At 41.3% G+C, this 14,987-nt stretch carries 12 protein-coding genes; 7 read left to right on the top strand and 5 right to left on the bottom strand.

Translation table 11 applies throughout. The features are described 5' to 3' along the window. Positions 1-619: 619 nt before the first annotated feature. Complete coding sequence (locus Q0954_RS13250) at positions 620-1,309, bottom strand: hypothetical protein (RefSeq protein WP_299457572.1); 690 nt, start codon at positions 1,307-1,309, stop codon at positions 620-622. Positions 1,310-1,626: 317 nt separating this feature from the next. Beyond that, entirely contained in the window at positions 1,627-2,223 is a 597-nt protein-coding gene (locus Q0954_RS13255) for a hypothetical protein (protein ID WP_299457573.1), read from the bottom strand. A gap of 294 nt (positions 2,224-2,517) precedes the next feature. On the opposite strand from Q0954_RS13255, the gene Q0954_RS13260 reads away from it, so the two are divergent. Beyond that, the gene (locus Q0954_RS13260; protein WP_299457574.1) at positions 2,518-2,949 is read left to right on the top strand and encodes a hypothetical protein; all 432 of its coding nucleotides are present in this window, start codon (positions 2,518-2,520) and stop codon (positions 2,947-2,949) included. A 70-nt stretch (positions 2,950-3,019) separates the two neighbouring features. Here the strand turns inward: Q0954_RS13260 and Q0954_RS13265 are convergent, their stop codons facing one another. Beyond that, positions 3,020-3,928: an SH3 domain-containing protein gene (locus tag Q0954_RS13265; protein ID WP_299457576.1), complete on the bottom strand. Its 909-nt coding sequence runs from the start codon at positions 3,926-3,928 to the stop codon at positions 3,020-3,022. Positions 3,929-4,132: 204 nt separating this feature from the next. Between Q0954_RS13265 and Q0954_RS13270 the strand changes: the two genes are divergently transcribed. After that, positions 4,133-6,202 (top strand): TonB-dependent receptor, encoded by a 2,070-nt coding sequence (locus Q0954_RS13270; protein ID WP_299457578.1) that lies wholly within the window; start codon positions 4,133-4,135, stop codon positions 6,200-6,202. Positions 6,203-6,214: 12 nt separating this feature from the next. On the opposite strand, the gene Q0954_RS13275 is transcribed toward Q0954_RS13270, so the two are convergent. Beyond that, positions 6,215-7,090 carry an alpha/beta fold hydrolase gene (locus Q0954_RS13275; RefSeq protein WP_299457580.1) on the bottom strand — a complete coding sequence of 292 codons (876 nt, stop codon included), beginning with the start codon at positions 7,088-7,090 and terminating at the stop codon, positions 6,215-6,217. A 211-nt stretch (positions 7,091-7,301) separates the two neighbouring features. Further along, positions 7,302-8,420: a hypothetical protein gene (locus tag Q0954_RS13280; RefSeq protein ID WP_299457582.1), complete on the bottom strand. Its 1,119-nt coding sequence runs from the start codon at positions 8,418-8,420 to the stop codon at positions 7,302-7,304. A gap of 485 nt (positions 8,421-8,905) precedes the next feature. Between Q0954_RS13280 and Q0954_RS13285 the strand changes: the two genes are divergently transcribed. The 5 genes from Q0954_RS13285 (at position 8,906) to Q0954_RS13305 (ending at position 14,977) form a co-directional block, all read left to right on the top strand. Beyond that, positions 8,906-9,853, top strand: a complete 948-nt coding sequence (locus tag Q0954_RS13285; protein WP_299457584.1) for a carbon-nitrogen hydrolase family protein — start codon at positions 8,906-8,908, stop codon at positions 9,851-9,853. Positions 9,854-10,246: 393 nt separating this feature from the next. Further along, positions 10,247-11,143, top strand: coding sequence for a lipoyl synthase (lipA, locus tag Q0954_RS13290; protein WP_299457586.1), 897 nt, complete (start codon positions 10,247-10,249; stop codon positions 11,141-11,143). Positions 11,144-11,263: 120 nt separating this feature from the next. Beyond that, positions 11,264-11,968 (top strand): lipoyl(octanoyl) transferase LipB, encoded by a 705-nt coding sequence (gene lipB / locus Q0954_RS13295; protein WP_299457588.1) that lies wholly within the window; start codon positions 11,264-11,266, stop codon positions 11,966-11,968. A gap of 66 nt (positions 11,969-12,034) precedes the next feature. Continuing rightward, on the top strand, positions 12,035-12,457 hold the full coding sequence (locus Q0954_RS13300; protein ID WP_299457590.1) for a hypothetical protein: 423 nt from the start codon (positions 12,035-12,037) through the stop codon (positions 12,455-12,457). 396 nt (positions 12,458-12,853) lie between these two features. Then, the gene (locus Q0954_RS13305) at positions 12,854-14,977 is read left to right on the top strand and encodes a PAS domain-containing protein (RefSeq protein WP_299457591.1); all 2,124 of its coding nucleotides are present in this window, start codon (positions 12,854-12,856) and stop codon (positions 14,975-14,977) included. Positions 14,978-14,987 lie beyond the last annotated feature (10 nt).

A 14,987-nucleotide genomic window follows, 5' to 3' on the forward strand; every position in this document is an offset into this window, starting at 1 on the left:
CGTTATTTCGCACATTTCATAAAGATAACTCCCTCATTGTCAATTTCATAATCATCATACATTTCAAAGAACTACCAAAAATTGTTTTTCCTTTAAGGAAATTTGCCAAGACTTGAGTTATGAGACAGCCCCTTGGTTTGCAGGCGTGTTACCGGCTTTATGGCTTGTTGATTCTGAGCGGTTTATAAAATGAGTAGATGGTAGTCCGTAAACCAACAGCTGGCGCACTCGTCCCCGCGTGTGTTCCTAACACATCAAGATCAAGCACTTCTAAAAGTGAAGGAACATGTTCAAAATAAGTGTCGAGATTGAGGGCGTATACTCGAGGCTGACTGAGGCACTTTTAGCCTTTGGCAGAGCTCAGCGCAGCAAGGCAGCATCTATGGCAACATCCGGAGGATGTTGAGCCAGACCGTGGGACGGTGCTACGGCGAAAAAAATCTTGTAGTCCCGGCGGAACTGTCGGGGTAACGAAAGTCAGTAAAGAGAACCGCAGAACGAAGTTCAAGCTCTGCGAAGGTAATATGTTCTAAACCGGACAGTTTCAATTTTTTATCGGGGTTATTGTTGAGGGCTACGCCCGAAATCCCGCTTACGGGGCGATCACGTTCCTAAGCAGCTACTTCACTACATAAAACCTTCCAAAACCAACAGTTTCTTCTCCTTTGATGTTGAGTCGCCAGTAATAAAACCCTGGAGGAAGTGATGTTTTAAAAACTGCCTTACTTTTGGGCAAATCCCAACGTTTGGGCTGGCTTTGGGTAGCCTTGGTAAACACTTCTAATTCAAGTTTTTGCCCTTTCAAGGAGGCACTGTTCCAACTAAATACCACTTCTTGCCCTGCCTTGAGCAAAGTATCTATGGCAGGTAGGTTTTTTTGAGGCGCTGTTATACCTCGCTGTTGAGCCATTTGTGCATCAAGTGCAGGCAGGCGTTGGTGGGCGTATCGCTTTTTTTGCTGTTGCAGTACTTGAGCGTATCGTTGCTGGTTTTGCCACCAGTTTTTCGAACGGTTCAGTTGCCAAACCACCCACACCCCCGTTGCTATCAATACAATTGCTACCACTGCGTATCGCCAGGTACTGTTTGCTTGCTTGGTTTGGCTTGCTTGTTTGGTAGCCCATACATTTTCTAATTGTGCTTTGACGCCCCCTTTGCCAAATACCTCGCCGACAAGTCTTAGGTTTTGGTAAAATTCCAATTCTTGTTTCAGGTTGACATTCGTAGTGAGTTCTTCTTCAAATGATTTTTTTTCCGCCCCCTCCAGCTTACCGTCTAAATAGGCTAAAATTCTTGTAATATTATCCATTTTTAAAAGCTTTGTGGTGTAAATATATCGTTAGGAATGGTGTAAAAATAAATTTCTATAGTAACGCTAAAATATTTTGCCGCGTATAGCTTCAAAAGATGAGATTAAGAATGCGTATTTATTTTGGTACCATTCCTTAGGAATTGTTCAAAAATAAATTTACACTCTAAGGGGTGATTTTTCGCCTTGATACTTCGTTATTTTTATTGCCCGTAGCGCTGCTATGGGCGCAAAAAATAGCCTCGTCTCAAAACAAAACCTCTACCTCAAGAATGGTAATTTAATTTCTCACCATTCCTTAGCAAGTAATTGTTGGTTTAGTAGGGTAAGTGGTTAGTTTTGTAAGTCAGGAAATTTATAATGTTTTGCAAAAGCTTTTTAAAGTAGGGCAAACACACTTTGCTTCGCCTTACCCTGATATAAGCTTCACTTAGCTGGGTTTTTTCGGCAATTTCACGGTCTCTTTTCCTTTCCAAAAAAAACATACGAATGATGTCAATACAATGCTTCAGCCCCTTTTGTTTTGCCATATCTTTGAATACATCCTGTACAATTTCATTAAAAGTATTCAGTCTTTCGTACTCGTTCTCTTCGGGCATCATATTGTTATCTTTAATTTCAGTTTTTTTCATTTTCTCTTTCAGTTTTTTTAGCCCCTTGCGTTTGATAATGCCATAAATATACCCACCCAAATCTTCCATTACTTTGCCTTTGGCCAAGTTTATAAACAACACAATGACTGTTTCTTGCCAAATATCTTTAGCATCTTCTTTCAATGTAGCAGATGGGTATTTAATAGAGCGTAAAAACGCTTCTGTTTTGGGGTAATATAGTTCGTAAGCCTCTTCCCAGGCATCCTGATCTTTTCTTTTTAGTTTTTCAATAAACCTCTCATAATTCTCTTCCTGCGGCATAAATCAATAGTTGAATAATAAAAAAATTAAAGTATTACCAAAAAAAACGCCTCAAACCTATAACATTTTTCCTCTTCTGGTAACGACTAGTTACAATAAGTGATCTGAAAAAAATAAGATGTGCCAATTCAAGAAAATATATTGTTCTCAGACGATTCAAAAAAAACGGTGCATAGCCAAAGCTATGAAACTTTGTTTTGAGTAGCATGAGGGTCATAGATACACTTTAATGGCTCAATTTATTTATGAAAGATCACTAAGATTATTTTTCGTACATTATTCAATACAGGCTTTATGAATCCATCTAAACCAACAAGTATCCCTGTTTTAATCATTGATCAAAATCAGTATAAAATCTGTCTGCAACAAAAAAGCACTCGGGTAGAAGTGAGAATGAGCCCGTTGTGCAAGGCGCTTTATTTTTTGTTCCTAAAACACCCTCAGGGAATTACCTTGTATGACTTACATGCTTACGAAAAAGACTTAATGCTTATTTATAAACGGATTAGTCGTAGAAACGACTTTGAAGCAATGAAAAAAAGTATTCATAACCTGGTAGATCGCAGCGAAAACTCTTTTCACGAGAAGTGCGCCAGAATCAAAGCCACATTTAAAAAAATAGTCCCACTTGAGCTACTAGACCTGTATTATATTAAAGGTGAACGAGGTGGGGAAAAAAAAATACATTTGCCTCATACGCAGATTATTTACACCCAGTGCACCTAAAGAAAACCCGGAAAAAGAAGACCATTGATAGGGTTCTTTTTCCGGGTTCTATACACTTGCTCGACGTTTACTAAGTCATAATGGGCATCAGAAATACGTTAAATACGTACCCCACTTTACCCTTATACTTTACTTGAATCCAAGTACCCGTATGATCGCCAATTGTCACTGTCTTAGACCTGTCCAAAGTAGCGCATTCGTTCACTACCTCTAGCATAGCCCCAGCAGGCGCTAAAACTACCTGCTTGCCATCCTTAGAGGGTGTATCCCTTAATGTTACTCCCGACGGAGTGGCTACCTCCATCTCAAGTGGACGCGATGAGCTTGCGTACATTCGCACAAAAGCATTGACTGTGTACCCTTCTTTGCCTTGGTACTTTACCTTGATCCATTTTCCTATCATTCCGCCTATGCATTTGGCTTTTTGTTGTAGGTTTACGTTTTCTAACACTTCTAGTTTGGCATCATAGGGCGCTATTATTACCTCTTCTGATCCAATATCGGGCTTGCTACGCAACCTTACCCCAGAAGGAGCCGCCACATAAGCCTCTTTGTCGTTGGTAGGGCGGGTAAACTTATTTAAGTCTATGCTTTTCTTTTTAGGCTTTTGCTCTGCTTCTTGCGAGCCTTCACTTTCGTTTTCTTTCCCTTTGAGACTTAAAAAGCCACTAAACACATACCCCTCATTCCCTTTCGCTTTTATTTTGTACCAATTGCCTTTTTTGCCTTCTATGGTTTCGGCAGGACCATTTTTATCCAAAATTTCAACCTCACTTTTGTCGTCCAACAAGGCTACTTGTTTGCTGTCGCTATTGGGTTTGGCTCTTAGGGTAAGCCCCGAAGGAGCATTGACTTTAGCGGTAAGTTTGTTTACATCATTGCTTACACTGTCCGTACTTTGTTCTTTTTGACTTCCACCACAAGCTGTCATCAGCAGCAAGGCAAACGCCATAAAAATGAAATGATAGGTATACTTCATACAAGTTGGGTTTTGATTAATTAATAACTTAATAATAATAAAATTTAAGGGGTTTTTGTCAATGCAAAGATATATACATCAAGAAACTTTACTTGGACATAAAAGTTTCCAAATGTTGCGGTTCCTCATTTGAATTCTTTATTTTTTTACCCCTACATTTACCCCTACATTTGCCCCTCAGTTGTATCACCCAAACAAAAATTTATGTCAAAAAAAACGCGGTTTCGTTTTTTCTCTCTCTACTTTTTATCTGTATCATTTACCATTTCGTTTGGTTTTGCGCAAATACCTGTCGATACCTCGCTTACCAGGCTTTTAGATAGTGTAATAGTAACTGCGTCGCGTATGACGGGTCTTGAACAACAAGTACCTTATGCTTTGACAGTTTCTGATGCGTTTTATATGCAAACCGGGCAACGTCAATTGTCTATCAACGAAGCATTGCAAAACATTCCAGGGTTGGTGGCACTCAATCCCGACAACTTTGCCCAAGACTTGCGGGTATCTATCCGGGGTTTTGGGGCAAGGGCAGCGTTTGGTATCCGGGGTATCAAAATTATGGTAGACGGTTTGCCCGAATCTACTCCCGACGGGCAGGCTCAAGTAGATAACCTTGATTTGGGAGCTTTTCAGCAAATGGAGGTAATCAGGGGGGCAAGCTCCAGTCTCTATGGCAATGCTGCAGGAGGTGTGATCAGCTTTAACAGTGAAGCACTGCCGCTCAAGCCTTATGTGGAGCTAGGACTTACTACAGGGTCTTTTGGTTTACAGCGTTCCCAGTTAAAAACCGGCTGGCAGCAAGGTAAGCTGGGAGGTTTTTTGCACGTAGCCCATACCCAAACCAAGGGCTATCGGTCGCAAAGCGCCATGCAAAGCACTTTGCTATACAATCGTTTAGAATGGAAACTAAGCGCTCGTACCCGCCTAAAACTTATTTATAATTATGTATTTTCGCCCAAGGCAGATGATCCTGGTGCACTTACCCGCCCAGAGGCTGATAACCAACGCAGGGCAGCTCGTGAAAGAAACGTGATGTTTGCTACCGGAGAGGCAGTAGAACAAGGAAAAGTGGGGGCAATACTGACCCACCAGTTCAGCCCTTATCAGCGTTTGCAACTCAAGGGTTTTTTCTTGGACCGTAGTTTTTCTAATCGACTTCCTTTTGAAAACGGGGGCATTGTTCAGCTCCGGCGGGCTTATGCTGGAGGAGGCGCCACTTACTATTACCAAAACCAACAAAATAATTATAGAATTAAGGCAGGTATAGACATTGAAAACCAGCGAGATAATCGGCAGCGTTACCAAAATCTACAGGGCAGTAGAGGGGTGCAAACGCTGTATCAAATAGAAGGCTTTTCCACTACGGGTCTGTTTGTATTACAAGATATTGAGTTAAGCCCTATACTTAAAGTTAATTTAGGAACCCGGTATGATTTTATCGGGGTGAGGGCAACCGACCGTTTTTTAAGCAATGGCGATGCTTCGGGTAATCAATCGTTTCGGGTGTTTAACCCCAGCTTGGGTGTGGTATACAGCTTTGCCCCGCTTGTCCGGATATACGCCAACTTATCTACGAGTTTTGAGACACCTGCCTTAAGCGAACTATCTGCCAATCCTCAGGCTACAGGCGGTTTTAACCCTGAACTCACCCCACAAAAAGCGATCAGTTATGAGTTGGGAGTCAAGGGTTTAGCACACAAAAAGCTAAGCTATACAGCTGCTTTGTTTTATATTCGGGTACAAAACGAACTACTTCCTTTTGAGTTGGCAGCTTTTCCTCAGCGTATTTTTTACAACAACGCGGGCGCTTCTACCCGCCAAGGCATAGAAACCAGCTTAAAATACCAGTTTGTACCTGGAGTTTTGCTGGAAGGCAGTTACACTTTTTCTCGATTTGTTTTTGATTCGTTTGTAGCTGATGGTCAAAACTATGCAGGTAAATTGTTGCCAGGAATTCCCCAACACATGGGGCATCTGGGCGCGCGGTACATGCACCCCAATGGGAGCTATATGGCAGTGAATGCCCGGTTTAACGGGCGTATGTTTGCCAACAATGACAATAGCCTGTCTGACCCTGGTTATCAGTTGGTAAACCTAAGGGCAGGTTGGAAAAAGTCATGGAAAAACTGGGTAATTGAGCCTTTTGCCGGGGTAAATAATTTATTAAACATGAAGTATACAAGTAACCTGAGAATCAATGCTTTTGGCGAACGTTTTTATGAGCCAGGCGCTACTATTAATTTTTACGGTGGTGTACGGGTGAGATTTTTCTAGTGCACCAGCAGGTTAGCCCTCAATCTCTGCTAAAAAATCATTCAAAGCGTGAGCTACTTCTTCGGGGAGTTCTTCGTGTACAAAGTGCCCTGCATCGAACTCTTTGACCGCGATTTGCTCAAAACAATCGTCGATGTGCTCCAGAAAAGAAGGAATAATGACGGAATCGCGTTTGCCATAAACATATAAAGAAGGCATTGTAAATTTATGTCCCTCATAAGTTGCCCAGCGTTTTTTGTCTTTGGGCAAGGTGCGGTAGTAGTAGGCACTGGTAGTAGGTGTATCCGGAATTTTAAAAGCACGCAAATACTCTTCTATAGCCTCTTCGGGAAAAAGCCTTTGCTTTGACATACGTAAAAAATAACGCAACCATACTTCTTCATTCCCTTCAATGAGGCGTTCGGGAAGGTTTTCTTGTTGGTAAAACAAATGGTACCAATTAGGCTGGTTGTCGTGCTGCAGGTGCGCTTCTCTTGCTTTGAGATTTCCTTTGAGGTTATTAATTAACAAAATATTCATTAAAACCATTGCTTGCACCCGTTTAGGCTGACTTATGGCCATTTCCTGTACTATAGCTCCGCCCCAGTCGTGCCCTACCAAAACTACTTGATTGACCTCCAGTTTATCGAGGATACGCCATATATCGGTAGCCATTTCATTTTTCAGATAAGCCGGACGCGCCAGGCTACGATCGCTATTGCCTAACCCACGCAAATCAGGGCGAATTAAGCGGTGATTTTTAGGTAAATAATCCAGCATGGCTTCCCAGCAATAAGAAGTTTCAGGCCAACCGTGCAACAGCACCACTACAAGTCCATCTTGTTCATTGTCGCGAACACTAAAAGCCCCATGACCTGTCTTTACTTCTTTGATAATTGTTTTTGACATAACCTTATAATACCTCTTTAGCTTCAAAGAGTGTGTTTTAGTAAGTAGCGCTCACTCACTCATCATATGCTAATTGCACTGTATTTGTGACCGCAAAACTTTAGATCAAGCTCGGAAAACACTACTTTCAGTTAATTGATTAGTTTGTAATTAAAGTATAAGGAAAAATAGGAAAATAAACCTGTTTCAACAAGTTTATAAGAGGGATAATCTATATAAATTTACCCGCTTGTAATGCTTCTGCCACACTACTTGCCAATTGTACCCCACTAAAAAACAATCCAATGCCCAGTACTTTTTGTCGAGATGAAAGGTTGACAAAAGCCAATGGAAGAAATGTAACCGACATAAGGGCATAAAAAATAGGATATAAGATAAAACAAACCAGTGCTGGAGTACCCGAAAATACTGATATGCCTAGTAACATGACTGCACAACCTACTACGCCAATCCAAGCAGCTTTGATCACCGAAAATCGTTGTGCCCATAAGCTCAATGGATAACAAAGTAAGGCAGAAAAGGCAATTAAAATAGAAGTAAAATAAGAGCTTTTAAAACCAGTAGACTTTAAGAAAGGTAGCTTTGCGGCAGTTAAATTAGGAAAAAGCTCAAAGAAGTACATGGTGGCGAATCCCATAAACAAGCCTAATAATAATACTACTCCAAAACGCGATGAGGCTTGAGGCGTGTCAGTGTTTTGATCGTGATCAGTGAGAGGTTTAAAGCTCCGAACTGTGCTTTGCAGCCATAAACCAGCGCCAAATACCATCAAACCACCTGCAGCAAAGGTAATAGGAGCACCAAAAAAGGTAATCAGGTCTATGATAGAAGGCTCAATAGAGGCCGCCATGTCAGTGATTACTGCAAAAATAGCCATAATCTGGGGCAGCTTTTCTCTAGGTACAAACATGTCCAGGGTAGAAATAGCCGGGCTATGAAATACGTTCATAAACACCAGCCATAGCACAATCATAAGTGGGAAAAACATACGTATAATGCCACCAGGGTTTGCCCATACAGTAACCGCTACTACCATAAAAACCATAGATACAAAGTTGATTCCTATGCCTACTACTGGTATGGTACGATTACCTTTGAGGCGTGCTTTGTCTGCAAACCAACCAGCAATAGGTGGGGTTACAAACAAAATAAGTCCTTGCACAATGGCTAGTTCAAATACGTATTGACTAAACCTAAACTGAGTAAGTAGTTCTGGTTGGTACTTGTTGTAGGCTACCCAACTAATGACAATTGCCAGGTTGAGGGCGATCAGACTCCACACTTGTTTCCATTGGATATTTTGCGATTGTAAATTGGATGTATTGCTCATAAAATAAATGATGAATGTTTATTTGACAGTGAGGGTATGTATAGGCACTGTCAGGGTTTATATTTTTTTATGCTTGGCTTTGCTGAAGAGTAGGTGCTTAGGAATGGTACCAAAATAAATTTACATTCTTAATCTCATCTTTTGAGGCTATACTTTGTTAAAAAATAGCCGAATAGCGCTGCTATTAGCCAATTTTTTGCCTCGTCTAGCAACAAAATATTTTATTAAACTATAGAAATTTATTTTTACACCATTCCTTATTAATTTTGGTGGAGTTGTAACTTTTCCCTTCGCGGGAACAATGACACCTACGCAAAAAAAAAGTGTTTGGATTTTATAGTAGTATCAAAAACCTGGCAAACTTTGACAAAGAGAAGGGTAAGTTACAATAAGTGTTGCTTTGCCTGGTTAAATGTTTTTAACCAACAGACGAGAACCATTTCTTTCCATATTTTATTGTATTACAAGTACCCAACGATAAACCAATGAAAGAAAATAAAATAAAAGTAGGCATTATTCAGCATAGCTCAGTGCACCAAAACCTGGCAGCAAGTGTAGAAAAACTCACCACATTACTAGAGCAAGCTGCCCGACAAGACCTTCAGATGGTAGTAGTAGGCGAAGGATGGCTCTCTGGCTATCCGGTATGGTTTGACTATGTACCTGAAGCAGCCCTTTGGAATCATTTACCTACTAAAAAACTATATGCCCGCTTTCGCGAAAATAGTGTAGTAATAGACGGGGCGGAGATGGAGCATATTTGTGCGCTGGCAAAAAAGCATCAGTTAGTGCTGAGTCTTGGAATGAACGAGCGGGTAGAAAAAGGCGTAGGGGTTGGGTCGGTATACAACAGTCTGGTGTTGATAGATGCCAACGGCATCATTGTAAACCACCACCGTAAACTAGTACCTACTTTTACCGAAAAACTTGTACATGCCCACGGTGATGCTGCCGGGCTCAAAGCTGAAGATACCAAAGTGGGCAAGGTGGGAGGTTTGATTTGTTGGGAGCATTGGATGCCGCTCAATCGTCAGGCACTGCACAACGACGCTGAGCAAATTCATGTGGCAATGTGGCCCAATGTACATGAAATGCATCAGGTGGCAAGTCGACAATATGCCTTTGAGGGGCGTTGTTTTGTCTTGGCAGCCGGACAAATGCTCAAAGCTAAAGATTTGCCCGAAGAGCTTACCTTGCCCGAAAACCTTGCTACCAACCCTGAACAATATATTTTGCGGGGAGGAAGCTGTATCATAGCTCCTGATGGCAGGTACATTGTTCCGCCTGTGTTCGACAAAGAGGAGATTGTTACTGCCGAAATAGACTTGCAGGAAATGTATTACGAAAAAATGACTTTGGACACCTCAGGGCATTATTACCGCCCCGATATTTTTAGCTTTTCTGTCAATAGAAATCGCCCCAGCTTTGAGTAAAAGCTACAGATTTGGGCATTGCGTTGGTTTTTTAGTGGTCACTTTCAACAAGGGCAAACTAATAGGCACCTACTCAAAACTTTTGGCAATCGTATTGGATCATTGTAACCAGTTTTTGTCTGAATTTAACCTGTAGGCGTTCACCAAATTTTATTTGGAATATTTTTTTATATTTGTAAAACCAGAACCTGCAAATGGTTGTTAGTTTGGCAATAATGCCATTCCTTTACAGCAATAAACAGGATATCAAGTATATTTAAAGCGTGTTTTGTAGGTTAAGAATGACTTTTTTAACCCCAAATGTGCTTATAAGTATGTATTAACAAGACAAACAAGGCATTGAAAAACGATACAATTGTTGAACCAACGCCTGACATTAATAGATGAGAAGATATGAAAGAAACCCAAAATAAGGCTCCCTTAAAAGCACCCGTTGAGGATAAGCAAACCAAATTGGGCAAACCCAAATGGTTGAAACTTCAAATACCCACAGGCAAAGAGTATTTAAAAGTAGACAAAATTGTAGAAGACCATGGTTTGCATACCATCTGTCGCAGCGGTAAGTGCCCTAATATTGGCGAATGTTGGGGAAGTGGTACTGCTACACTAATGATTTTGGGTGATGTATGTACCCGTGCTTGTACTTTTTGTTCGGTAAAAACCGGGCGACCTGACACGGTAGACTGGAAAGAGCCCATGCGGGTAGCAAAATCGGTGCAGTTGATGGGGCTTAAGCACGCCGTGATTACATCGGTAGACCGTGATGATTTGAAAGATGGCGGGGCTTCGGTATGGCAAGCTACCATTCAGGCGATCAAAAAACTCAACCCGGAAACCACCATGGAGGTATTGATTCCTGATTTTAAGGGCAAGCCCGAAAACATTCAATTAGTAATAGACGCAAAACCCGAAGTGATTTCGCACAATATGGAAACTGTTCGCCGTCTTACCCGCGAAGTACGTCGTAACTCTAACTATGACCGAAGCCTTTCGGTGCTTAAGTTTGTGGCAGAGGCGGGCATTCGTGCCAAGTCGGGAGTGATGGTAGGCTTGGGTGAAACCGAAGAAGAAGTATTGGAAACAATGGACGATTTGCGTGCCAACGGTGTAGAAGTACTTACCATTGGGCAGTATTTGCAACCTACCAAAGACCACCGCAAAGTATATGAATACATTAAGCCCGAAGTATTTGAGCGTTACCGTGTGGCAGGACTTGAGAAGGGTTTCAGGCATGTAGAGAGTGGACCAATGGTGCGAAGCTCATACCACGCTGAAAAACATGTGCACTAAAATTACACCTAACTTAGAGGGTAATTTACTTATTATCAATGGTTTGCTATTAATTAAACCATATATCACAAGGCGAGGGATGCAAATCTCTCGCTTTTTTTGACTTTTGAATTTTAACGCATGGATAAAAAAATGGCTACATCGCCTACCATTGTTTTTCAAGATTTAGGACTTATAGATTATAAAGAGGCCTGGGACTATCAGAAAACGGTATTTGAACAGTTGGTGGCGTATAAAAAAAACGCCAAAGATCATCCCAAACAAAGCTTGGTATCGCCTGATAACTACCTGTTGTTTTGTGAACACCCTCATGTATACACATTAGGAAAAAGCGGCAAGCCTGAAAACTTGTTGGTGTCAGAAGCCCAACTACAAAGCAAAGGCGCTGCATTTTATCAGATAGATCGGGGAGGAGATATTACCTATCATGGGCCGGGGCAGTTGGTAGGTTACCCTATATTAGACCTTGAGCGCCTTGGCTTGGGCATTAGGCAATATGTGCACCTAATCGAGGAGGCTATTATTCAATCATTGCAGTATTTTGGTATAGCCGCCACCCGGCTAGAGGGCGCCCCCGGAATATGGGTGGAACAAAGCAGGAAAATATGTGCGCTGGGGGTGCGCGCCAGCCGAGGCATTACTATGCATGGCTTTGCCTTGAATGTAAATACAAACCTGGATTTTTTTGGGTTTATACACCCTTGTGGCTTTGTTGACAAAGGGGTCACCTCTATAGAAAAAGAGCTTGGAAAGCCACTGGAAATGGCTAAACTCAAAGCTGTAGTAAAGCAAAATTTGGTAAATCTATTTGGAATAGAAACATAATCACGTATTTTCGTACATAACACTGTATTTATAAAGGAATTAGCACCATACACAAAAGACAAAAATATGTTACCATTCCCAAATTTTGAACAAGTAATAGACACCAAAGTAGCCTCTAGTGGACATCGTTATTATGCTTACGGACACATTACAAATATTCGCTTAAAAGAGTTTAAAGAGTGGACAGCCAAAGTAAAAGGTTCACAGTTGTATGATGTAGAGATAAAAATTGGTAATGGTTATGTAGAGCATTTCAAGTGTGATTGTTCTGACGGTTGCCTGGGTGAAGTTTGCAAGCATGTAGTGGCTGTATTGTATCATATCAAAGAAGATCGCTTGCAAACTGAGGAGGATTTTATTGAACTAAGCAATGAGGTAGATGGAATGTTGGCGGATTTGTCGAAAGAAGATTTGAAGGCTTTTATGGTAGAGTTTGCCACACAAAATAAGAAGTTTCGGGAACGACTTATGCTAGAGTTTGGTCAGTGAAGCGTGCTTGATTGTTGCGTTGAATAATTAACCTTTTGCCTGAAGCACTATTTCAGGCATTTTGTTGTGCCTGCTTGTATAAATAAAAAAACATGTCCTTTAACTTTATGCTTGAAGCAAAATACTTTTATATGCTGATAACCAATATATTAGCTAAATATATGAGTTGCTGCAAGATGTATGCTTTGCCAAAGTTTTGCCACCCCTGCAAAACAATATATCACAGCGCCTCATGTTCTGACAAACACTGTATTGATTACAAACACTAAGTAAGTATACCTAATCTGGTAAAAGTAAAATCCCTTGATTTTTTTATTAAAAGACAAATACCCTGTTTTAATGGTAGTTTGGGACTATTTTAGAGGGGGAAAGCTTGTTGACTATTAGAATAAATTTATGAAAAATATTGAGCACACAAATCATTTGAAAAACACCTTTGCAAAAACAGAAGATCAAACATTACAAGACAGACTATGGCTAGATGCTACCCTTCAGTCATTTGACGAAATACTGCGAGGTAGTTACGACAAATCTATAGAAGATTTTGCTGATGCGATATTGTATCATTTTGCTAAAATAACCCAGGCTTTACGTGGTACTTTTTTTACTGCCGATATTGACAAAGAGTTGTTGGTGGCTACAGGAGGTTATGCATGTAGGCCAGAACATTTGCCCAAAAAAGAATTTTATTGGGGGGAAGGTTTGGTAGGACAAGCCGTAAAAACTCAGGAAACCCTTTACATGAACAATTTGCCGCCCGTCAGCATTACGGTTGACTCGTCGCTGGGGCAAGTGCCTGCCGTAGCTTTGCTTATTGTACCCCTCATTTTTAACGAAGAGGCTTATGGAGCCATCGAACTGGTATTTGTTGAAGACCTGCCTGACAAATTTATACTGCTTTCTGAACGGTTGAGCAAAAATATTGCGTCTATGTTAGGAAGCATTCAGAGCAATATCAGAACCAAACACTTGTTAGAAGTATCGCAAGAGCAGGCAACCCATCTGGCAGCTCAAGAAGAGGAACTACGCCAGAATATGGAAGAAATGACTGCCACCCAAGAGCATCTCGAAAAGCAAGTGCAGGAAACCAACGCCATGAAGCAAGAACTGTTGGTGCGTGACCAATTATTGAATAAAATTGCTTTAGTATCAGAAACCGACCTCAATGGCACCATTACCTATGCCAACGAAAAATTTTCTAAAGTATCTAAATACAGCATTGAAGAGCTGTTGGGCAGTCCACATAATATTGTACGCCACCCTGAGGTGTCGCCAGCAGTGTTCAGAAAAATGTGGGATACGATTCAAAGTGGAAAAATATTTAAAGGGAAGTTTAAAAACCAGGCAAAAGATGGGACTACCTATTGGGTAGATGCTAGTGTGGCTCCAGTGCTCAACGACGAAGGCGTGCCAGTGCGTTTTCTTGCCATCAGGTTTGATATTACTGATGAAATGGAGAAAAGGGCAGAGGTGCAACACTTGCTGGAGCAGTCTCAACAGCAACAATCTGACCTGGTGACTTCAGAAGAAGAGCTGAGGCAAAATATGGAAGAACTCACGGCTGTACAAACCAACCTTGAGCAACAAATGCGTGCTACCGAACGGGTAAAAGCAGAACTGGAGGCAAGGGTAAACCTGCTTAATAAAGCAGCCCTGATGTCTGAAGCAGACTTATACGGCACGATTACCTACGCCAACGAGAAATTTTGTGAAGTATCTGGGTATACCCTTGACGAGTTGTTGGGTAAACCCCATAACATTATCCGCCATCCTGATACACCCAAAGAAGTTTTTAAAGAAATGTGGTCAACCATTAAAGATGGGAGGGTGTTTCATGCCAAGTATAAAAACCGAACAAAAGACAACGATGAGTATTGGGTAGACGCTACTATAGCTCCAGTGCTGGATGCTCAAGGTAATCTGATTAAATATATTGCGATTCGTTTTGACATTACCGAAGAGATGGAGCGACGCAATAAGGTGCAACATTTGCTTGAACAATCGCAACAACAACAGTCTGACTTGGTAAACTCAGAAGAAGAGTTACGACAAAATATGGAAGAGCTGCAGGCCATGCAAGCCAACCTTGAGGGGCAAATGGAGGAAAATCAAGAGGTAAAAGCAGCGCTTGAGGCACGTGATAATTTACTAAATAAAGCGGCTTTAGTGTCAGAAGCAGATTTGTATGGAACGATTACTTATGCGAATGAAAAATTTTGCAAAGTAGCGCAATACTCTTTGGAAGAACTGGTGGGCAAACCTCATAACATTGTACGCCACCCCGATACCCCCCAAGAGGTGTTCAAAAACATGTGGGCAACCATTCAACGTGGCAAAGTATTCAATGCAAAATACAAAAACCAGGCAAGAGATGGCAGTACATATTGGGTAGATGCTACTATAGCCCCAGTGCTGGATAAAAACGGAGATCCGGTGCGTTATATTGCCATTAGGTTTGATATTACCGAAGAAATGGAAGCCAGAGAAAAATTGATGAAACAAATACCACATAACGAGTAAAATAGTAGTG

It is taken from the genome of uncultured Microscilla sp., from assembly GCF_947493425.1.
In the GTDB taxonomy this organism is placed as follows: domain Bacteria; phylum Bacteroidota; class Bacteroidia; order Cytophagales; family Microscillaceae; genus Microscilla.